Genomic DNA, 20377 nt, shown 5'->3' with positions numbered 1-20377 from the left:
GAGAAAACAAGATCGCCCTCCGTCGGGTGTGCCACGAGCGGTGCGATGCGGAGGGGGTTCCACACCGATCACCGCAGGGCGGCTCTGCCGGATCGTACCGCGCTGAGTGACGGACGCAACCATCTCGTTTGTCGGCGGATGTGCCGAGAAACGCCAACCGGCGGGGGGATTGCGCCCGATTTGCTAGGCTTGGTGGCGACTTCTCCGGAGAGTTGCTCATGCTTCGAGCCGCAGTCCGCCGAATACTGGCTGTCACCTTCGGGCCCGTCCGGCGCCTGGCCGTCATGGTCATCGGGATCGCGCTGGTCGTCGTCGCCGCGTCATCGCTGAGCGCCTGCAAAACCTCTCCAATCGGTACTTCCGGGGCGGGGCCGTCACCGGGCCGCTCTCCTGCATACCCGCAGAGCGGGGTGCTCGTCCTGTATGACACGGGCGGGCAATACGGCTCGCTGGGCGAGTTGTATGCGGTCCAAGCTGGGAATCTGGCCTCGCACTTCGGTGCTTGGCAGGCCGTGCCAGTGACGAAGTACACGTCGGGAACGGCACAGAAGTACCTGCTGACGATCTATATCGGATCGACGTATGACGAGCCCTTGCCCGCCGCCTTCCTCGCCGACGTGGCCGCGGGCGCGCGCGTGCTGTGGCTCGGGGGGAACCTGTGGCAGCTGATCGGGAAGTACCCCGGAATCGGCTTTCAGACAGCGACGATCGACGATGCCGTTCCGACCGGGATCCGGTACCGCGGCACCGAGCTGACCCGCAACGCCAACGCCGGCGGCCTGGTCCACGCCGTGCTCTCCCAGGGTGTGTACTCCACGACGCTGGCCGAGGCCGAGATGCCGGACGGCACGTCGCGGCCCTGGGCGGTGCGCGTCGGCGGCGTGACGTACGTGGCCGAGGTCCCCTTCACATACGTCAGCTTCGACGACCGGTACCTCGTGCTCGCGGACCTGCTGTGCGACCTGCTGGCCCCGAAGACGCCCGAGCGGCACCGGGCCCTGGTGCGCATCGAGGACGTCGGCCCCCACTCCGACCCCGCACAACTGCGCCAGATCGCGGATTATCTGCATTCTCGTAATGCGCCGTTCGCCGTGGCGGTTTTCCCCGTTTACGACGACGCCGCGGGCATCTATTCCGGCGGCGTGCCCGTGCACAAGACGCTGAGCGGATCCCCGCAGGTCGTGGCGGCGCTGCGGTACATGCAGCAACAGGGCGGCACCCTGATCATGCACGGATATACGCACGGATTCGCCGGCGCCCCGAATCCGTACGGTGTGAGCGCCGAGGATTACGAGTTCTACCGCGCCCACGTGGACGCCGCGGGCACCGTGGTCCTCGACGGCCCGGTGCCGGGCGACTCCGCGGCCTGGGCGCTAGGGCGCCTGGACGCGGCCCGCCAGGAGTGGGCGAAGGCGGGCCTGACGCCCCCGGACATCTGGGAGTTTCCGCACTACACGGCCAGCGAGACCGACTATCGCGCGATCGCCTCGGCCCCGGGAATCCGCGCCCGCTACGAGCAGGTCCTGTACTTCAACGGCATTCTCGGCGGCAGTGGTACACGCTCCGTGAGCCAATACTTCCCATACCTCGTAAAAGACGCATACGGAACGCCGGTCATCCCGGAAACACTTGGAAACGTTGCAACACAAAGATTTAACCAGCACGGCGTCCGCCTGGCCCCGGATCTGCTCGCCTCGGCCCGGCGCCAGCTCGTGGTGCACGACAACGTGGCGAGCTTCTTCTACCACCCGTTTCTGGGCCTGCAGTACCTCCCGGAGTTGATCGAGGGCATGCAGCAGATGGGGTACACGTTCGTGTCGGCCCCGTCCCTCCTGTGAACCACCGCCATCCGAAGACTGGAACCCCTCCAGTCTTTCAGTCTTAACTGACAACCGTGGTTTTCTGGTTGAACGTTTGAGCACTTCAGCCCGCCGGCGGCCTCTTGAACACGGTCGACCGTCGCCTTCCGACAGTCCCCACCCTTCTTCCGCGCAACCCGCCTCGCCACGGAACCCGGTCTCCCGCGCGAAGCCACCCGCCCGGGCACCCCGTTCGGCGCCGCCTCCCCCGCAGGCCGGCCCGAGCACTCGACCACGGCAACCCCGTTCGACCCCGCCTCCCGCGGGCCGGTCTCCGCGCGCGACCGACCGCTATCCCCTGCACGCGGCTCTCGCGCTGGACAACGCCGAACGCATCCGACAACGCCCGCGCGCCGAGCGGTCAACACCGGGCCGCACCCCACTCGCGCGGCGGAGCGTCCACCGGTCTCATCCAGCACATCTCCTGCGACATCCACCGCACCCCGCAGCGACGAAACCGCAGCCGCAGGTAGCCCGGCTACCGCGAGCCCGCCGGAAGCGGCCCCGGCCCCAGAATGCCGCACATCGCCTTTATGGCCTGTCGGGGTATAAGTCCGATAAGTCGGGTGCGGAGCGCCCGACTTATCGAAAGCCCAACGAGCCCGAGCGTCACGGTGCGGCCCAGCCGACGCGAGGCAGCCGCCGCCGCCCAACCACTCGACTGGTCGGTAGGCCGAGCGCTCCAAGGTAACGAGCCCGAGCGCCACGGTGCGGCCCAGCCGACGCGAGGCAGCCACCGCCGCCCAACCACTCGACCGGTCGGTAGGCCGAGCGCTCCAAGGTAACGAGCCCGAGCGCCACGATGCGGCCCAGCCGACGCGAGGCAGCCACCGCCGCCCAACCACTCGACCGGTCGGTAGGCCGAGCGCTCCAAGGTCAGGCGCCTGTTCGGCCCGGTGTGCGGTGAAGGGAGCCGTGCGGTGCAAGGCCCGTGCCTGACGATGCCGCCCAGCGGATGCGAGGCAGTCAGCGTGGCCGAAGCAGTTGCCCGGTCGGCAGGCCGAGCGCTCCAAAGGTCAGGCGCGTGGAAGGAGGGGCGGCTCGGTGAGCGGTCGGCGGCGGGTGCTCCGACGATCGCGTGGCGCGGTCGTCGCGGGTCGAGCAGTTGAGCCGCTGGGGAGAGCCGTTCGGTGCCGAGCCCCGTGCGGCTCGAAGCGGGTCGGGAGCGGGTGCTGTGGCGATCGCTCGAGCGCTCGAAAAGGCCCACGAACCGGGCGCCGCGGAAGTTCAAGGCGCCCGGGGTGCGGTCAGCGGGCCGGTGCCGAAGGCTCCGGCGAAGCAGCGAAGTCGGTGGTCAGGGCCGCGGGCACCGGCAGGGCCGCTTCCGGTGCCGGGGAAGTGGGCGGAGTGGCGGTGGGGGCGGTGGCGGTGGTCAGGGCCGCTCCCGGTGCCGGGGAAGTGGGCGGAGTGGCGGCGGTCGGGGCCGGCCCCGGCGCCTGGGTGTCCAAGTGGCGGAAGAACAGGAGCGCGCCGGCGGCCAGGGCGCCCACCAGGCCGACCGCGGCGAACCCCCAAGCCGGCGAGCCCCGGTCGATGGCCCAGCCCGCCAGCGGCGAGCCGATCGCCAGGCCCACGGTCAGCGAGGAGCCGTGCCAGCCCATCGCCTCGCCGCGGGCCGACGCCGGCACCAGGCGGCTCACGAGGTCGACGGTCGCGGTCAGGGTCGGGGCGCACAGGGCGCCCGCCGGCAGCAGCGTCAGGAACAGCAGGGGCCAGGCGGAGCCGACCAGGCCCGCGGGGATCGTGCACAGGGCCAGGGCGCCCAGCAGGGCGACGAGCGGGACCGCGCGCGGCAGGGCGCCGTAGACGAAGCCGCCCACGAGGGAGTAGACGGCCCAGGCCGCCAGCAGGGCGCCCACCAGGCCCACCTGGCCCGCGCCGCGCAGCATGGCCACGATGCCGAGGTCGGTGCCGGCCAGCACCATGGTGGTCGCCGCGGCCGCGGCCAGCACGGCCACGAAGCGCGGGGTCAGCCAGTCGCGGCGGCGGACCGGGGCGGCGGACTCGCCGGGCGTCTCCGACGTGTGCACGGGCGGGTTGGTGACCCACAGCGCCAGGCCGGCGAGGACCAGGGCGCCGCCGATCGACCACATCGCGGTGCGGCCGGAGAGGGTGCTCGTGAGCAGCACGGCCAGGGGCGGGCCGGCCATGAAGGACAGCTCGACCGACATCGAGTCCAGCGCGTAGGCCTGGCGGCGCTGGTCGGCGGGGACCAGGGCGGCGACCGACTGGCGGATCACCGAGAAGACCGGCAGGGAGAGGACGCCGGCGACGAAGGCGCCGGCGAGCAGCGCCGTGAAGCCCAGGAAGGGCGCCGCGGCCCAGAAGAGCGCCTCGGCCACGGTGGTGACCACCAGCATGGGGCGCAGGCCGCGGCGATCCACGAAGCGGCCGTTGAGCGGGCCGCCGAGCGCCGTTCCGACCGTCAGGGCCGCCCCCACCAGTCCCGCCGCGCCCCACCCCTTGTGGAGGTCCTGAGCGACGTGCAGGGTCATCGTCACCCCGATCGCCGTGATCGGGATGCGGGCCAGCAACGCCAGCATCATGAGGGGCCGCACGCCCGGTAGGGCGAGGACGCGGCGGTAGGGGTCGAGACGCATGGGGCCATCATGTCGCGGGGGTACGACAAAATCGCCCGAGTATTCAGGTGGATTGTGGGCGACGTCACCGGGGAACCGTTGAGGTCGGGGCACAGTCCAATGAGCAAGACCTATGGATGGAGCTGAACCACGATGAAGTCCCGGATCCTCGCCGCCGCCCTGCTCACGCTCACGTTCGCGCTCGGCGCGTGCTCGGACGCCACCGACCAGGCCGGCGCCGGAGCCAGCGGCGCCGCGTCCAACGGCGTGCCGGCCTCCAGCGGCGGCGCCGGCACGGACGCGAGTGCCGGGGCGGGCACGAGCGCGGGGCCGAACACGGACCCGAGCTCGAAGAGCAACAGCGGCGGCAACGTGACCGCCACCGACGCGCTGGTGACCTTCACCCGCACCGGTGGCCTGGCCGGCAACAACGACTCGCTGGTCGTGAAGCCGGACGGGTCGTACACGATCACGACCAAGCAGGGCACCAAGACCGGCAAGCTGACCGACGAGGAGGCCAACGCGCTCAAGACCGCGCTGGCGTCGACGGACTTCAACAAGCTGCCGACCATGAACGACAACGGCGCGGTGGCCGACGCCTACACCTACACGGTCACCTACGGCGGCAAGCAGATCACGGCGAAGGACGGGTCGATCCCGCCCGCCCTCCAGCCGGTCGTCAGCGCGCTAGGCGCCTTCCTGAGCAAGTAGCCCGTCGATCCGGGCCAGCTCGTCGGGGGAGAGGGCCAGGTTCTCCAGGGCCCCGAGGTTGTCGAGCAGCTGCTTCACGCTCGACGCCCCGATGATCAGCGAGGTGACCCGCGAGTCGCGCAGCGCCCAGGCCAGCGCCAGCTGGGCCAGGCTCTGGCCGCGCTCGCGGGCCACCTGGTCCAGCGCCCGGATGAGCTGCAGCCGGGACGCGGTCAGGTCGGACTCGTTGAGGAAGCGGCTGGTGCGCACGCGGGAGTCGTCCGGAATGCCGTCGAGGTACCGGTTGGTCAGCAGCCCCTGCGCCAGCGGCGAGAACGGGATGCAGCCCGCCCCGGCCTCCTCGAGCGCGTCCAGCAGGCCGTCCTCGATCCAGCGGTTCAGCATCGAGTACGACGGCTGGTGGATCAGCAGCGGCGTGCCGAGCTCGCGCAGGATGCGGGCGGCCGCGAGGGTCTGCTCGGGGGTGTAGTTGGAGATGCCGACGTACAGCGCCTTGCCCGCCCGCACCGCGGCGTCCAGCGCGCCCATGGTCTCTTCCAGCGGGGTGTCCGGGTCCGGGCGATGCGAGTAGAAGATGTCGACGTACTCGAGCCCCATGCGCCGCAGCGACTGGTCGAGCGAGGCCAGCACGTACTTGCGCGACCCCCACTCCCCGTACGGCCCCGGCCACATGTCGTAGCCGGCCTTCGTGGAGATGATGAGCTCGTCGCGGTACGGCCGCAGATCCTCGGCGAGGACGCGCCCGAAGTTCTCCTCGGCCGACCCCGGCGGCGGCCCGTAGTTGTTGGCCAGGTCGAAGTGGGTCACGCCCGCGTCGAAGGCGCGCCGCACGATCGAGCGCTGGGTCTCGAACGGCCGCTCCCGCCCGAAGTTGTGCCACAGCCCGAGGGAGATGGCCGGCAGCTTGAGCCCGCTGCGTCCGCTGCGCCGGTAGAGCATGTCCTGGTATCGGCCCGAAGCCGCCTCGTACGCCACGGCCATGATCCTAAACTGGCCAGATGGACGAGGAGCCCGTGGAGAAGCCTCCGGCGGTCGCATCGATCCTGGTGGCCGAGGACGACTCCGACATCCGCGAGCTGTTCACCATGGCCCTGGAGGGCGCCGGCGCGGACGTGACGGCGGTCGGCAACGGCGCCGCGGCCCTGGAAGCCCTGGAGCACCGGACGTTCGACATGATCGTCACCGACATGTGGATGCCCAGCGTGTCGGGGCTCGACCTGTGCAAGAAGGTCCGCGCCGCGCCGGCCACCCGCGACCTGCCCGTGCTCGTGCTCAGCGCCTACGGGCGGCTGCGCGGCCGGGAGGAGGCCAAGCTGGCGGGCGCGAGCGACTACCTCATGAAGCCCCTGCGCCCGAGCCAGCTCATCAGCAAGGTCGACGCAATGCTCGGGGGCCGCCTCGTCATGCGTGCATGACGAGACGGCCCCCATAAAACACCAGTTAGGCGATCGGCTCCGCGAACGGGTCCTCGGCCGTGTCGACCGGGATCTCCGCCGCCGCGGCCCGGGCCGCCTGCGCCCCGCGCGCCGAGCGCTCCTCGTCGGTGATCGGGAAGTGGCAGGCGACCGTCTGCCCCGGGGCGAGCTCGCGCAGCAGCGGCTCCTCCTGGGCGCACAGGTCCTGCGCCTTCCAGCACCGGGTGCGGAAGCGGCAGCCGGACGGCGGGTCGATCGGGCTCGGCACGTCGCCGGTGAGCAGGATCCGCTCCCGCTGCGCCTTGTCGCGCCGCGACGGGTCGGGCACCGGCACTGCGGAGAGCAGGGCGAACGTGTACGGGTGCAGCGGGTTCACGTAGAGCCCGTCGCGCCCGCCGATCTCGACGACCTTGCCCAGGTACATCACCGCGACCCGGTCCGAGATGTGCCGGACGACGGACAGGTCGTGGGCGATGAAGACGTACGTCAGGTTGAACTCGCGCTGCAGGTCGTCGAGCAGGTTCACGACCTGCGCCTGGATCGACACGTCCAGGGCCGAGACGGGCTCGTCGGCGATGATCAGCTTCGGCTGGAGCGCGAGCGCCCGGGCGATGCCGATGCGCTGGCGCTGGCCGCCCGAGAACTCGTGCGGGTAGCGGTTGTAGTGCTCGGGGTTGAGGCCGACGAGCTCCAGCAGCCGCTGGACCTCGCGCTTCTGCCCGTGCGCGGTCTTGATGCTCTGCACCTGCAGCGGGGCCCCGACGATCGAGCCGACCGTGTGACGCGGGTTCAGCGACGAGTACGGGTCCTGGAAGATCATCTGGACCTCGCGCCGCAGCGGGCGCATCTTCCCCACGCCGTAGTGGGAGATGTCCTGCCCCTCCAGCAGCACCTGGCCGCCGGTCGGCTCCAGCAGCCGGGTCATGAGCCGGCCGGTGGTGGACTTGCCGCAGCCGGACTCGCCGACCAGGCCGAGCGTCTCGCCGGTCTTGACGGCCAGGTCGATGCCGTCGACCGCGCGGACCGCGCCGACCTTTCGCTTGATGAACGCGCCCCGCATGATCGGGAAATGCTTCTCCAGGCCGCGCACCTCGAGGAGGTTCTCGCCGTCGCGCTGAGGCGCCGCCGCCGGCTGGGGTTGGGTCGTCGTCGACACTGTCGTGCTCCTCAGAGGTTCGGGGCGATGTCCGACTTGAAGATGGCCAGCCGTTCCGCGGGCGGGATGTGGCAGGCGACGCCGTGCTCGGCGGTGCCCTCCGCCAGGGTCGGCTCGACCGTCTTGCAAGGGATGCCGTTGCGCTCCACGTAGGGGCAGCGCGGGTGGAAGGAGCAGCCGCTCGGGAGGTTGATCAGCGACGGCGGGCTGCCCTTGATCGGCACCAGCCGGTCGCGCACCTCCCGGTCGACGCGGGGCATCGACGAGAGCAGACCCCAGGCGTACGGGTGCTCGGGGCGGCGGAAGATGGTCTCCGCGGTGGCGTGCTCGACGCACTTGCCGCCGTACATCACCAGGATGTCGTCGGCGACCTCGGCCACGACGCCCAGGTCGTGGGTGATGATGATGACCGCCGAGTTGAACTCCGACTGCAGGTCGCGGATCAGGTCGAGGATCTGGGCCTGGACCGTCACGTCGAGCGCCGTGGTGGGCTCGTCGGCGATGAGCAGCTGCGGGTTGTTCACCAGCGACATGGCGATCATGGCGCGCTGGCGCATACCGCCGGAGAACTGGTGCGGGTAGTCGTCCACGCGCCGCTGGGGCTGCGGGATGCCGACCCGGTCGAGCATCTCGATCGCGCGCTTGCGGGCGTCGTTCTTGCTGACCTTGTGGTGGACCCGGTACGCCTCGACGATCTGGGCGCCGACCGTGTAGTACGGGTGCATCGCGGTCAGCGGGTCCTGGAAGATCATCGACATCTTGGCGCCGCGCAGGAGCCGGACCCGCTCGGGCGAGGCGCCGATGAGCTCCTCGCCGTCGAGCCAGACCTCGCCGGAGATCTTCGCGGAGCCGCGCCGGTGCAGGCCCAGGATGCCCAGGCTCGTGACGCTCTTGCCGGAGCCGGACTCGCCCACGATGCCGAGGGTCTCGCCGCGCTCGAGCTTGAACGTCAGGCCGTCGACGGCCTTGACCACGCCGTCGTCGGTCTTGAAGTGGATCCGCAGGTCCCGCACGTCGAGGAACGACTCTGCGGTGCCCGCGCCGGACCCGGACGGGCTCGGCGTGCCGTCGGTGAGCAGGCTGCTGGACATGCTCACTCCTTTCCTGGGGTGCCGTGAAGCGTGGACCGGGACGGGGTGCGGGTCACGAGAGCCGCACCCGGGGGGTCGATCACGGCGTAGAGCACGTCGACGATCAGGTTGGCCATGACGATGAAGAACGAGGCGAAGAGGGTCGCGCCGAGGATGATCGGCAGGTCCTTCTGGGTCACCGCGTCGACGCTGAGCTTGCCGATGCCGGGCAGCGAGAACACCCGCTCGGTGAGGATCGCGCCGCCGAGCAGCGTGCCGAGGTCGAGGCCGAAGATCGTCACGATCGGCGTGAGCACCGCGCGCATGGCGTGCTTGCCGATGACGACCCGCTCCTTCAGACCCTTGGCCCGGGCGGTGCGGATGTAGTCCTCGCCGAGGGTCTCGAGCATCTGCGCCCGCGTCAGCCGCGCGTAGGTGGCGGCGAACAGCAGGGCGAGGCTCACCCAGGCGAGGAAGAGCTTGTTGGCCCAGCCCCACGGATCGTCGACGAAGTTGATGTACTCGCCACCGCGGAAGATCTTCCACTGGTGGACGAACAGCGACTGGAAGACGAGACCGGTGAAGTAGACCGGTAGGGAGACGCCGGCGAGCGCGATGATCATCACTGCCCGGTCGGCGATTTGGCCGCGTTTCAGCGCGGATATGACGCCGCCGGCGACACCGCCGAAGAGCCAGAGGATCGCGGCGCCGATGGCGAGGGAGATGGTGACCGGGAGACGGTCCAGCAGCAGGGGCCAGACCTCGCGGTCGGTGCGGAACGAGTACCCGAAGCAGGGGGCCGAGCAGTGCGTGACCGTGGGACCGCTGTTGTAGTCGCGGCCGACCACGAGACCCTTCACGAACCGGCCGTACTGGATGTAGATCGGCTGGTCCAGGCCGAGCTTGATCCGCGTCAGCTCGACGTCGCGCGGGGTCGCCGACTTACCGACGTACATCTCAGCGGGATCGGCGTGCGCCGCCTTCGGGATCAGGAAGAAGATCGCGAAGGTGACCATGGAGACGGCCACGATGAGCAGTGCCGCGGTGACCAGGCGGCGCAGGATGTAGTTGATCACGTGTGCGGCCTGACGCCGGCCGGATCGACGGTGTTCCCGTCTCACCGGCCGGCGCCGTGGCCCTCACCTGCCTTCTGTACTCGTGAAGGGCGGGTTACCGGCTGTTCAGGCTTGCTGCTTCGGTGCCAGGGCTACTGCGACCCGAGGGGTCAGCTGACGCCCAGGCTGCCGAAGTCGTACATGCCGTAGTACTCCGTCACGAACACGTTCGTGACGCGGGGGTTGCGGTAGTTGAGCGCCTTGTCGTAGACGAACGGCACCATGACCGCGGCGTCCATGACCTTGTGGTTGATGGTCGTCCAGACGGCCGCGGCCTTGGCCGGGTCCTTCTCCGCCTTCGCCTGGTCGATCAGGGAGTTGATCTCCGGGTCGTTGAGCTCGGCGTAGTTGTTGTTACCGGACGGCAGGATGTTGCGGCCGTCGACCAGCACGGACAGGAAGCCGTACGCGGTCGGGAAGTCGGCACCCCAACCGGCCATCATGAGGCCGTAGCCCTTGGCCGCGACGTTGGACGGCGCGCCGATGGTCGAGCGGAAGTACAGCGACGGCTCGGTCGGGTCGAGGCGAGCGTTGATGCCCACGTTCTTCAGCGCCGCCTGCAGCGCCTCGGCCGTCTTGGGCTCCTTGCCGGCGTTACGAGTCGCGATCACGGTGTCGAAGCCGTTCGGCTTGCCACACGCCGCGAGCTCTTCCTTGGCCTTGTCGATCTGCGGCTTGCCGGACTTGGTGTTGTACGGGTCGTAGTCGTCGTGACCCGCGATGTTCGGCGGCAGCATGTTGAAGGCGACGTCACCACCGGCGTCGGCACCACCACGAGCGGTCTGCATCGTGATCTTGTCGGTCGCGTACTGCACGGCCTTGCGGCAGTGGATGTTGTCGAACGGCGCGACCTTGGTGCTGATCGAGAAGTAGCGGATGAAGCCCGTGTTCGGGGTGTCCGCGTTCTTCTTCTTCTCCGGGTCGAGCAGGATCTTCGGCTGCGCACCCTGCTGGACACCGGTCTGCGCGGTGTCGATGTCGATCTCACCGCTCAGCAGCTGGTTGTCGATCTCCTCGACCGCCGTGCCGATGGTCATCTCGATCTGGTCCGGCAGCGCGGCGCGCACCGTGTCGGTCTTCGGGTCCCACTGGTCGTTGCGGACCCAGACGGCCTTCTTGCCCTGGTCGTACGACTGGAACTTGTACGGGCCGGAGGAGACGGGCTTCTCGCCGTACTTGTCGCCGGTGTCCTTCGCCTGCGGGATCGGGCTGGCGTCGGGCGCGGCGAGCAGGTAGATGAAGTCCGACAGCGGCTCGGCCAGCTTGAAGACGATCGTGCTGTCGTCCGGCGTCTCGACGGACTTCAGACCCAGCTTGTTCGGGTCGGTGTCCTTGTACGGGCCGGGGTACTTCTGGCCCTGGTCGAGCACGTCGACCAGGTAGGTCGGACCGCCGGACAGCACGTCCTGCGCGAAGATGCGCTCGATGCCGTACTTGAAGTCCTTCGAGGTGATCGGCGAGCCGTCCTCGAACTTGATGCCCGACTTGAGCTTGAAGGTGTAGGTCTTGCCGTCGGCCGAGATCTCCGGCATGGCCTGCGCCAGGTCGGGAACCAGCTTGAGGCCGTCCTCGCCGGGCTTCGCCTCGTTGGTGACGAGGGTGCGGACGTAGTAGCCCTTCATCAGGTTCCACACGTACGCGTAGTAGGCCCGCGCCGGGTCCCACGAATCCGGGTCGGACTGGTTGACGAGCTTGAGCGTGCCGCCCTTCTTGGTGGACGGGTTCACGATGCCCTTGGTGGCGGCGTTGAAGCCGGACACACCCGAGCCGCCGCTCTCACCGGTCTTGGGCGTGTCGCCGCTGCCACCGCAGGCGGACAACGCCAGGGCGATGGTGACCGAACCGGCCACCAGAACCCCTGTCCTCATTCTCACTGGGTTTCCCTCCTTGTTTGGCGCGACCCGCCGAGGGACGGGCCGTCCGAGCTGTGCTGCTGTGCGAGTGAAGCCAGGTGTGCACACAGGGTTCGACCGGGCCGGCTGAGCCATCGGCTCGGCCGCATGCCGGACGGGGTGGTGCGGGGTGTGCGTGACGGCCGGAGGCCGCCGGTGGCCCGAGGGGCTACCGGTTGGCCTTCGGGTCCAGGGCGTCACGCAGGCCGTCGCCGAACAGGTTGAAGGCGAGGACCATGAGGAAGATCGCGAAGCCGGGCACGAACATGTACATCGGGTCGTACTCGTAGTACTGCACGGCGTCGGAGAGCAGCCGGCCCCACGAGGGGGTGGGCGGCAGCACGCCGACACCGAGGAACGACAGCGCGGCCTCGAAGAGGATGTTCGTGGGGATGATCAGCGTCGCGTAGACGAGGATCGGTGCGGTCAGGTTCGGCAGCAGCTCCCGGAAGAGGATGCGGGGCGCGCCCGCTCCGATGCTGCGTGCCGCCTCGACGAACTCGCGTTCCCGCAGGGAGAGAGTCTGGCCGCGGACGATGCGCCCGATGTACGGCCAGCTGAAGAACGCGATGACCGAGATGACCACGCCGACCCGCCAGCCGGTGCTGGCCGGCACGACGGAGATCAGGGCGATCGAGAACAGCAGGTACGGGAAGGCCAGGATCAGGTCCATGAGCCGGCTGATGAGGCTGTCGACCATGCCACCGAAGTAGCCGGAGACGACGCCGAGCACCACGCCGATGGCAACCGCGACGATCGTGGCGGACAGCGCCACGAGCAGCGAGACCTGGGCGCCGTAGATGATCTGCGAGAACAGGTCGCGGCCGCTGACGGGCTGGACGCCGAGCAGGAAGTCCTTGCTGACGCCGCCCCAGGTTCCGACGGGCGGGATGCCGCCCAGCGATGGGTCGATCAGTTCTTGGTGGAACTCGTTGACCGGATGCCCGAACGCCTTGTTGATCAAGGGGGCGAACACCGCGACCAGCACCAGGAAAATAATGAACCCGCCTCCAGTGAGCGCGATCTTGTCGCGCTTGAGCCGGGTCCACGCAATCTGACTGAGCGAGCGACCTTCGATGGCCTTCGCGGGAACACCGGCAGGCGTGGCGGTCGCCTCTTCGACCGTCGGCACCTGCTCGTCGCTCTTCGACGTGACGGGTCCCATAGTCATGGGCGTGGTGCCCCTCTCCCCGGCCGTCTGCCCGCCTGCAAGCCGCCAGCGATGACCGTCGCACCGTGCAGCGAGCATGCGTCGGCCAGACCGGGGCCCGTGGCAGTCAGCAGCCGATCGGCTGTGTCTTCGTGGACTCCTGGTGCCCTATCCGCAGGTTCGGTCCACGGGCAGAGCGTGCACGAAGCCGACGTGGTGTCGTCGCCTTCGTTGGACGAACCCTGTCTCCCGTTCGGCCGATCGTCAAGGGTCACCCGCTGTCCTGTAACCAAGTCCACGCCGCGCCGTGATGAGGGCGTGATCCAAGCACAGCGACTTTTGGATCATACACCCCCTAAACGGGCGATTTACCGGCGAATCGTAACGGTGTGATCACGCAATGTGCTGGAAACATGGCGCCAAGAACGGCGAGAACGGGCTATCCAGGACGATCGTTGATCGTTTCACACTTAACAGTACGGTCCGGGCGGGGTTCATGGTGACACAGCGTGCTCAAATATCGAAATCGATCACGACCGGGGCGTGGTCAGAGGGCCCTTTGCCCTTCCTGGCCTCCCTGTCGATGTAGGCACCCTTGACCGCACCCGCGATCGTTGCGCTGACGCAGACCAGGTCGATGCGCATGCCCTTGTCCTGGTGGAACATCCCGGCCCGGTAGTCCCAGTAGGTGAAGGGGTTGGAGCCCTTCATCGGCTTCGGGACGATGTCGGTCAGCCCGGCGTCCAGCAGCGCGGCGACCGCGTCCCGCTCGGGCTGCGTGACGTGCGTGGCGCCGGCGAAGGCCGCGATGTCGAAGACGTCGGAGTCGCGCGGGGCCACGTTGAAGTCGCCGCAGACGGCGACCGGGTCGCCGGTGGCGAGGTCCGCGGCCACCGCCCGGCGCAGGGCGGCCAGCCAGCTCAGCTTGTACCCGTAATGCGCCGACTCCGGCGTGCGCCCGTTGGGCACGTAGACCGACCAGACCCGCACCCCGCCGCAGACGGCCGAGACGGCGCGGGCCTCCAGCCGCGGCTCCTCGAACAGGGGCTCCTCGCCGCCCGGCTCGCCGCTCCAGCCCGGGGCGTCCGTGAAACCGCGGCGCACGTCGTCCAGCCCGGCCCGCGACAGCAGCGCGACGCCGTTCCAGCGCCCCTCGCCGTGGTGGACGGTGTCGTAGCCGAGCGCCTTGACCTCGTCCGCCGGGAACGCGTCCGTGGCCAGCTTCGTCTCCTGCAGGCAGAGCACGTCAGGCCCGGCCAGCTCCAGCCACTCGAGCAGGCGGGGCAGCCGGGCCTTGACGGAGTTCACGTTCCAGGTGGCGAGCCTCACCGGAGCAGCATGCCACGTCTGCCCGGCATTCCTCGCCGCCTTTCAGGCCGACTCCCGCTTCACCAGTTCCGTGGGGAGCAGCAGCACGGGCTCGATCGTCTCGCCACCGGCCATCCGCAGCACCTGGCGGGCCGCCATCCGGCCGAGGTCGGTGATCGGCTGGCGCACGGTGGTCAGCGGCGGCTCGGTGTCGCGGGCGAAGTCCATGTCGTCGAAGCCGACCACGGCCACGTCGTCGGGGACCCGGCGCCCGGCCTGCCGCAGCGCGCGCAGCGCCCCCTCGGCCATCGCGTCGGAGGCGGCGAAGACGGCGTCGAGCTGCGGGTCGTCGCCGAGCAGCTGGCTCATGGCCAGCGCGCCGGACTGCCGGGTGAAGTCGCCGACGGCCACCAGCGAGCGCCGGCCGCTGTCCTGCATCGCCGCGCGGTAGCCCTTGAGCCGGTCGATCCCCGCGCTCATGTCCTGCGGCCCGGCGATCGTGGCGACCCGCCGGCGCCCGGTGTCGAGCAGGTGGCGCACCGCGGCCCGGGCCGCGTCCTCGTTGTCCACGTCGACGTAGGGCACCGACGACTGGATCAGCAGCCGCCCGTTGCACACCACCGGCACCCCGGCCCGGCTCAGCCGCTCCGGCAGCGGGTCGGCGCCGTGCATCGAGAAGATGATGGCCCCGTCGACGTGCCCGCCGGTGCAGTAGCGCTCCACGCGGTCGTGGCTCGGCCCGCTGGGGCCGACCATCATGAGCACGAGCTGCTTGTCCACGGCCTCGAGCTCGAGGCTGACCCCGCGGATGATGCTGGAGAAGAAGGGGTCGTCGGAGAAGACCCGGCTCGCGGTCTCGGAGGCGACCAGGGCGATGGAGTCGGTCCGCTGGGTGACGAGGCTGCGGGCGGCCTGGTTGGGCACGTAGCCCAGCGCCTCGACCGCGCTGAGCACCTTGTCGCGGATGTGCGGTGCGACGGACGTCGACCCGTTGACCACGCGCGAGGCGGTGGCGCGTGACACCCCGGCGCGTTGCGCGACGTTTTCGAGCGTGGGCCGGTCCCGCCCCGACATCACCATTGTGGCGACCCCCATATCTGTTCTGCCGGACCATCATGACTGAAGCTCAGCAATGTGTAGCGCACAAACAATGACGGGCGATGGAGCATGTCGCTCCATCGCCCGTCGCACCCTCACACCGGTTACACCCTGATCACGATTCGCCGGGACACGATACGCCGGTCACCCAAGCCGCCGTATCGGCCGGAGAGCGCTCTCAAGACTGGAATCAGACTGGCCCATGACTAGCCCAATGTCAATCACGGAATCGGTTGAGAGCGCTCTCTGGAATATGTTGTGGGAAACGCCAAATCCCGTTATGCCGCCTGGCGCCGCCGGCAGGCCTCGAGGTGGGCGGCGATCACCGCGGCCGTGGACGAGCGCACGCAGGCGTCGGCGCCGGCCTCCAGCACGTCGACCACGGCCTGGTGGTCGCTGTAGGGGCTCAGCACGGCCACGATCGAGGCGGACGGATGGCGCAGGCAGGCGGCGGTGACGGAGCGGGGGCCGGGGTCGTCGAGCACCACGATGTCGGGCTCCCGGCACCCGGCCGGCATCTCGGCCCGCCGGGTCACCACCCAGCCCTGGGGGAGATGCCGGTCCAGCTCCGGGAGGCGATGGGCCGGGGCGATGAGCAGCACGTCGATGCGCTCCTGGTCGAGCACGGCGGAGGGACGCGGGGGAAGGGTCAGGATCGTCATGTCTCATTTATCGCGTGCCGGGCTGGCATCCCCCTCGGTTCCACCTGCGAGAATCCTGGAAGCCGTACCGGCCGTGGGGAGGACCCGTGATCGTCTGGCTCAACGGCCCGTCGGGCGTCGGCAAGGCCACCGTGACCGCCGAGCTGTGCCGCCGCGAGCCACGGGCCCGGGCCTTCGACGCCGAGCGCGTCGGCTGGGTGCTGCAGCGCACGGCCGGCCTGGTCCGCCCCGCGGTGCGCCACGGCGACTACCGTGACCTGCCGGCCTGGCGCGCGGCCACCGTCGTCGCCGCGGCCCGCCAGGCCCGCGGCGCCGACCCGCTGCTCGTGCCCCTGACGATGCTGCGCCGCGGGCACCTCGAGGAGATCCTGGGCGCGCTGCGCGACCGGGGCCACGAGGTGCGCCACGTGCTGCTGGACGTCTCGGCGCCGGCCCTCGTCGAGCGGGTCGAGGCCGACGGCAGCGCGGACGCGGGCGGGTGGCGGCTGGAGGACCTGGGCAGGTACCTGACCGCCCGCCGCGACCTGTACTCCCTCGGCGAGGTCGTGGACACGGACGACCTGCTCGCCGGCGAGGTCGCCGACGAGGTCCAGGAGCTCATCCGGAATTTCCGGCACCCGAACATGAATTGACCCGGTGGGCGCCGGTGCGCGAGTCTGAGCGCCATGCTCTCGTGGGGGCGCTTGCGGCGATCGGCGCCGGACCTCGCCGCGGCCGGTCGCGCGCTGCTCTACCGCAGCGGCGTCGGCCTGGCCTACCTGGGCACCGTGCGCGCCGACGGCGGCCCGCGGGTGCACCCGATCAGCCCCCTGCTCGTCGAGGACGGCCTGTTCACCCTGCTCATGGTCTCGCCGAAGCTCGAGGACCTGCTGCGCGACAACCGCTTCGCGCTGCACACCTTTCCCATGGACCCCGGCGAGGAGGCGTTCTACCTCACCGGGCGGGCCGTGTTCCCGCGCGAGCCGGCCCTGCGCCGCTCGGTGGCGGCCGCGTTCGTCGCCGAGCGGGCCCTGGCCACGCCGCCGCCCGGCTTCAGCCAGCACGTGCTCGTCGAGCTGCTCGTGAGCACGTGCGTGCTGAGCCGGGCCGGGCAGTACGTGACCTGGGCGGCCGCCGAGGTGCCCGCGCACGAGCTTCCCGGCGGCCGCCACCGCGCGGCCGTCTAGCTCTTGTAGACCTCGAACTCCCACAGCGAGTACCCGTAGGTCGTGCCGCGGGCGACCCCCGTCATGCGCACGTACCGGGCGCTGACCGGCGCGAACGTCACGTTGTCGATCCCGCCGTTGCCCGCGTCGACCGTGGCCGCGGTCGTCCACGTGCTGTTGTTCGCGGACACCTCGATGCGGTACCGCGACCCGTACGCCGACTCCCAGCGCAGGATCACCCGCCGGACCTGCTGGGCCGAGCCGAGATCCACGGTGATCGACTGGTTGTCGCTCCACCCGCTGGCCCACCGGCTGGTCGGGTTGCCGTCCACCGCGGCGCCGGTCGAGTAGCCGAGCTGCGTGCTGCTCGCGCTCACGCTCCGGCCCAGCGCCAGGTTGGTGAGATCGTCGCCCCGCTTGGCCGGGAACGAGACCACCTGCTGGTACGTCGGCCGGTTCTGCCACGAGATCTTGTCGTGCGTGATCCCGCCGAGCGGCGACTGGATGATCGTGTCCGCGCACCACTGGTCGCCGGCCGAGCAGTTGGTGTCGCCCGGGTAGGTGGTCGTCGCGGGCTCGGCCGCCGCCGTGGCGAGGGTCGTGACCAGCACCTGCTTGCACGCGGCCAGGGTCCCGCCGCCGCAGTAGGTCTTGCCCAGGCCGCTGCGCACCGGGTCGCCGAGGACCGACCGGAGGTCCTTGTCGAGGTACCCCCACCACCCGTACTGGAACGAGGACCCCTTGTGCCCCTGGGTCTGGTTCAGCGAGCCCGCGTTCGTCGGCCCGGTGGCCCCGGACGGCGACTCGTCGATCTGCAGCGCCCTCGTGAGCGCCCCGTACACGTCGTCGCCGAGCCCCGGCCGGAAGGCGCCGTCGACGAGCTTGGGCCACCAGGCGTCGAAGGTGCGGATGGCGGCCGCGTGCTGGTACACGTGCGACCCCGGCGACGTCTCGACCCGCTTGGCCCCGGCCGCCAGCCAGGCGCGCAGCGCCGTCACGTTCGGGTCGGTGCCGGTCCCGGCCGGGTCGAGGATGCGCAGCAGCTCGGGCAGCAGGTTCTCCGCGCGCAGGTCGGTGACGGCGGCGTCCTCGACGATGCGCACCACGCCGGCCCGATCGACCTTCTTGCCGCCGCTCAGCGCCGATTTGACCCGCTGGTCGAGCAGATCCGCGCGCTGCACGGCACCGAAACTGAAGTTTCCGTCGGCCGCCGAGAAGTCCTTACTTTGCTTGTTATTCCAAGAGACGAAATAATCCTGCCCGGTCGACTGCGGATGCTGGTTCACCGGAATGTAGTCGGCCGTATTCGTATCCGCATTCCACCCGGACCATTCATAAGCCGGGTCCGCCTTCGCCGGCAGGTTCGGGTTGGCGCCCGCCTTGCGCACCGGGTTCGCGCCGGAGTTGAAGTACGCGGTGTCCGTCGAGTTCACGTAGAACCAGTTGAACGCGTAGCCGACGTCGGAGGCCGAGGCGATGAACTGCGCCGGAGATCCCATGGCGGCCGGGTCGTTGAACGCCTGGAAGCCGATGGCCGAGTCGGCCTCGTGCCGGTACGTCGAGCGCAGCTGGGTGAAGGCGACGGGCTGCCCGCCGACCGTCCCGCGCCACGCGACCAGGCCGTACTTCGTGCGGTACGTGATGAGCTGGTAGGACCCGGCGGCCGTGCCGTCGGCGACGGTGGGCGTCCAGGCGTTGATCTGGGTCAGCGCCTCCATCGGCGTGCACGTGCCGTGGAAGAGGTACGCCGTCGACGCGGTGGTGGCGGCGGAGCCGTTGGTGTTGCACAGCGGCACCGCGTAGGTGTCGGTGATGTCCTGCTCCGCCGAGGTGGCGCTCCACGCGTAGTCCTGGCCGCGGCCGAGCAGCACGTAGAGGTTGAGCCCGGCGAAGGCGACCCCGTGCGCGCTGATCCCCGGGCCCTGCAGCTCCTGCAGCATGAGCAGCTGCGGGGAGAAGTACCCGGTCTGCGGCCCGAACACCGCGATCGGGTGCCCGCCGGCCGAGTGGGCCGCGTCCACGACGACCGCGTTGGACATGCCCCGCTTGGTCGCGGACCCGGGCGCCAGGCCGGCGGTCGTCGTGGCCGAGCCGGTCGGGTTGAACACCACCGGCTGGGCGGTCACGCTGCCCGCGTCCGGCAGCGCGACGCTCGCGGCGTTCGGGTCGGCCGCGCCGTACGGGAACGACTGCCCGTTGTGCAGCGTGAGCACGGTCTCGTCGTCGTTCTGCTCGCGGAACGCGGCCCAGAGCCGGTCGCCCTCGGTGACGCCGTAGCGGGCGCGGGCGGTGACGCGCACGAGCGCCGACTCCACCTCGCCGCCCCCGCCGCCGCCGAAGAGCCCGCCGACCACGCCGGCGATGGCGATCAGGTCGGTCATCTGGAACGGCTCCGGCCCGCCCGCGTTGGTGATCGCGTCGAGGTGGCCGGTGAGCACGTACTCCCCGGGGCAGTTGCGCCCCGACATGCACGCGGCGATGTAGGCGTTGATCCCCGCGACGTAGCTCTGCACGTCGTCGTAGAGCTGGGCCCCGCGGGTGCCCTTGGTGCGCAGCGCCGCGACCTGGGCCTGCAGGTCGGCCTCGGTGTACGGGGCCTGGCGCCAGATGCTCTGCTCCAGCTCCCGGTTGCCCGGCGCGCCGCCCGCGAACGGGGTCAGCTTGCCGCGGCCGACCCGGCGCAGCAGGTCCATCACGAAGAGCCGGTCCTCGGCCCCGGCGTACCCGGCGCCGAACATGGTCCCGGCCCGGGTCGTGCCGGTCACGTGCGGCACGCCGAGCGCCTTGTCGCGCACGATCGTCACGTCGGAGCGGGGGCTGTAGCTGCGGTCGACCTGCCCGGCCGGCACCCCGAACGAGGCGTCGTTGTAGAAGTTCGAGATCTGCTCGTCGGTGAGGCCCGTGTAGGCCGAGACGAGGTTCGCGTACGGGCCGAGCTGGTCGGCCGAGTGCGCCGGGCGGAAGCCCAGGGCCTTGTGGGCCAGGATGTCGGCGAGCGTGGCGTTGCCGTTCTGGCCGGGCGGCAGGATGTCGTTGCACTGGCCGAGGCAGTAGTCGTTGGGGGCGAGGACGGCGGCCTCGGCCGGGGCGGTGGCAAGGGCGGGGGCGACGAGCACCGCGGAGGCGAGCAGTAACGCCGCCAGGGTGCGTTTGAGGACAGGCAGGGACATGGCGGATCCCTTCCGGAAAGAGTCAACGTGAAAACGACTCGGATTAC

The 20377-nt window shown here is 70.2% G+C and carries 16 protein-coding genes; 5 read left to right on the top strand and 11 right to left on the bottom strand.

All coding sequences use genetic code 11. From position 1 onward, the window contains the following. Window positions 1-284: 284 nt before the first annotated feature. The gene (locus tag AC6JBM_RS32945) at window positions 285-1838 is read left to right on the top strand and encodes a DUF2334 domain-containing protein (RefSeq protein WP_497977912.1); all 1554 of its coding nucleotides are present in this window, start codon (window positions 285-287) and stop codon (window positions 1836-1838) included. A gap of 1268 nt (window positions 1839-3106) precedes the next feature. Here the strand turns inward: AC6JBM_RS32945 and AC6JBM_RS32940 are convergent. Continuing rightward, window positions 3107-4459, bottom strand: a complete 1353-nt coding sequence (locus AC6JBM_RS32940) for an MFS transporter (protein WP_497977911.1) — start codon at window positions 4457-4459, stop codon at window positions 3107-3109. A gap of 132 nt (window positions 4460-4591) precedes the next feature. On the opposite strand from AC6JBM_RS32940, the gene AC6JBM_RS32935 reads away from it, so the two are divergent. After that, window positions 4592-5149 carry a protealysin inhibitor emfourin gene (locus AC6JBM_RS32935; protein WP_497977910.1) on the top strand — a complete coding sequence of 186 codons (558 nt, stop codon included), beginning with the start codon at window positions 4592-4594 and terminating at the stop codon, window positions 5147-5149. Here AC6JBM_RS32935 and mgrA read toward each other — a convergent pair. Continuing rightward, complete coding sequence (mgrA, locus tag AC6JBM_RS32930; RefSeq protein ID WP_497977909.1) at window positions 5126-6130, bottom strand: L-glyceraldehyde 3-phosphate reductase; 1005 nt, start codon at window positions 6128-6130, stop codon at window positions 5126-5128. The two genes, AC6JBM_RS32935 and mgrA, sit on opposite strands and share 24 nt — an antisense overlap. Window positions 6131-6147: 17 nt before the next feature. Between mgrA and AC6JBM_RS32925 the strand changes: the two genes are divergently transcribed. Then, window positions 6148-6564, top strand: coding sequence for a response regulator (locus tag AC6JBM_RS32925; RefSeq protein WP_497977908.1), 417 nt, complete (start codon window positions 6148-6150; stop codon window positions 6562-6564). Window positions 6565-6589: 25 nt separating this feature from the next. On the opposite strand, the gene AC6JBM_RS32920 is transcribed toward AC6JBM_RS32925, so the two are convergent. From AC6JBM_RS32920 to AC6JBM_RS32885, 8 genes are all read right to left on the bottom strand, one after another. Then, window positions 6590-7720, bottom strand: a complete 1131-nt coding sequence (locus AC6JBM_RS32920) for an ABC transporter ATP-binding protein (protein ID WP_350622919.1) — start codon at window positions 7718-7720, stop codon at window positions 6590-6592. A gap of 11 nt (window positions 7721-7731) precedes the next feature. Then, window positions 7732-8811 carry an ABC transporter ATP-binding protein gene (locus tag AC6JBM_RS32915; protein WP_497977907.1) on the bottom strand — a complete coding sequence of 360 codons (1080 nt, stop codon included), beginning with the start codon at window positions 8809-8811 and terminating at the stop codon, window positions 7732-7734. Between the two features lie 2 nt (window positions 8812-8813). Further along, window positions 8814-9866 carry an ABC transporter permease gene (locus tag AC6JBM_RS32910; RefSeq protein WP_497977906.1) on the bottom strand — a complete coding sequence of 351 codons (1053 nt, stop codon included), beginning with the start codon at window positions 9864-9866 and terminating at the stop codon, window positions 8814-8816. Window positions 9867-10015: 149 nt separating this feature from the next. Continuing rightward, complete coding sequence (locus AC6JBM_RS32905; RefSeq protein WP_497977905.1) at window positions 10016-11773, bottom strand: ABC transporter substrate-binding protein; 1758 nt, start codon at window positions 11771-11773, stop codon at window positions 10016-10018. Window positions 11774-11966: 193 nt separating this feature from the next. Beyond that, window positions 11967-12968 (bottom strand): ABC transporter permease, encoded by a 1002-nt coding sequence (locus AC6JBM_RS32900; protein WP_497977904.1) that lies wholly within the window; start codon window positions 12966-12968, stop codon window positions 11967-11969. A 492-nt stretch (window positions 12969-13460) separates the two neighbouring features. After that, window positions 13461-14276, bottom strand: a complete 816-nt coding sequence (locus AC6JBM_RS32895; protein WP_497977903.1) for an exodeoxyribonuclease III — start codon at window positions 14274-14276, stop codon at window positions 13461-13463. A 42-nt stretch (window positions 14277-14318) separates the two neighbouring features. Next, complete coding sequence (locus AC6JBM_RS32890; RefSeq protein ID WP_350622959.1) at window positions 14319-15329, bottom strand: LacI family DNA-binding transcriptional regulator; 1011 nt, start codon at window positions 15327-15329, stop codon at window positions 14319-14321. Window positions 15330-15631: 302 nt separating this feature from the next. Then, entirely contained in the window at window positions 15632-16015 is a 384-nt protein-coding gene (locus AC6JBM_RS32885; protein WP_497977902.1) for a hypothetical protein, read from the bottom strand. Between the two features lie 86 nt (window positions 16016-16101). On the opposite strand from AC6JBM_RS32885, the gene AC6JBM_RS32880 reads away from it, so the two are divergent. After that, window positions 16102-16647, top strand: coding sequence for an AAA family ATPase (locus AC6JBM_RS32880; RefSeq protein WP_497977901.1), 546 nt, complete (start codon window positions 16102-16104; stop codon window positions 16645-16647). 33 nt (window positions 16648-16680) lie between these two features. Next, the gene (locus tag AC6JBM_RS32875) at window positions 16681-17181 is read left to right on the top strand and encodes a pyridoxamine 5'-phosphate oxidase family protein (RefSeq protein WP_497977900.1); all 501 of its coding nucleotides are present in this window, start codon (window positions 16681-16683) and stop codon (window positions 17179-17181) included. On the opposite strand, the gene AC6JBM_RS32870 is transcribed toward AC6JBM_RS32875, so the two are convergent. After that, window positions 17178-20330 (bottom strand): penicillin acylase family protein, encoded by a 3153-nt coding sequence (locus tag AC6JBM_RS32870; RefSeq protein WP_497977899.1) that lies wholly within the window; start codon window positions 20328-20330, stop codon window positions 17178-17180. The genes AC6JBM_RS32875 and AC6JBM_RS32870 overlap by 4 nt on opposite strands. Between the last annotated feature and the right edge of the window lie 47 nt (window positions 20331-20377).

Source organism: Dactylosporangium thailandense, from assembly GCF_059739745.1.
The sequence above is the reverse complement of the archived record's forward strand: the minus strand, read 5'-3'. Positions and strand labels throughout refer to the sequence as shown.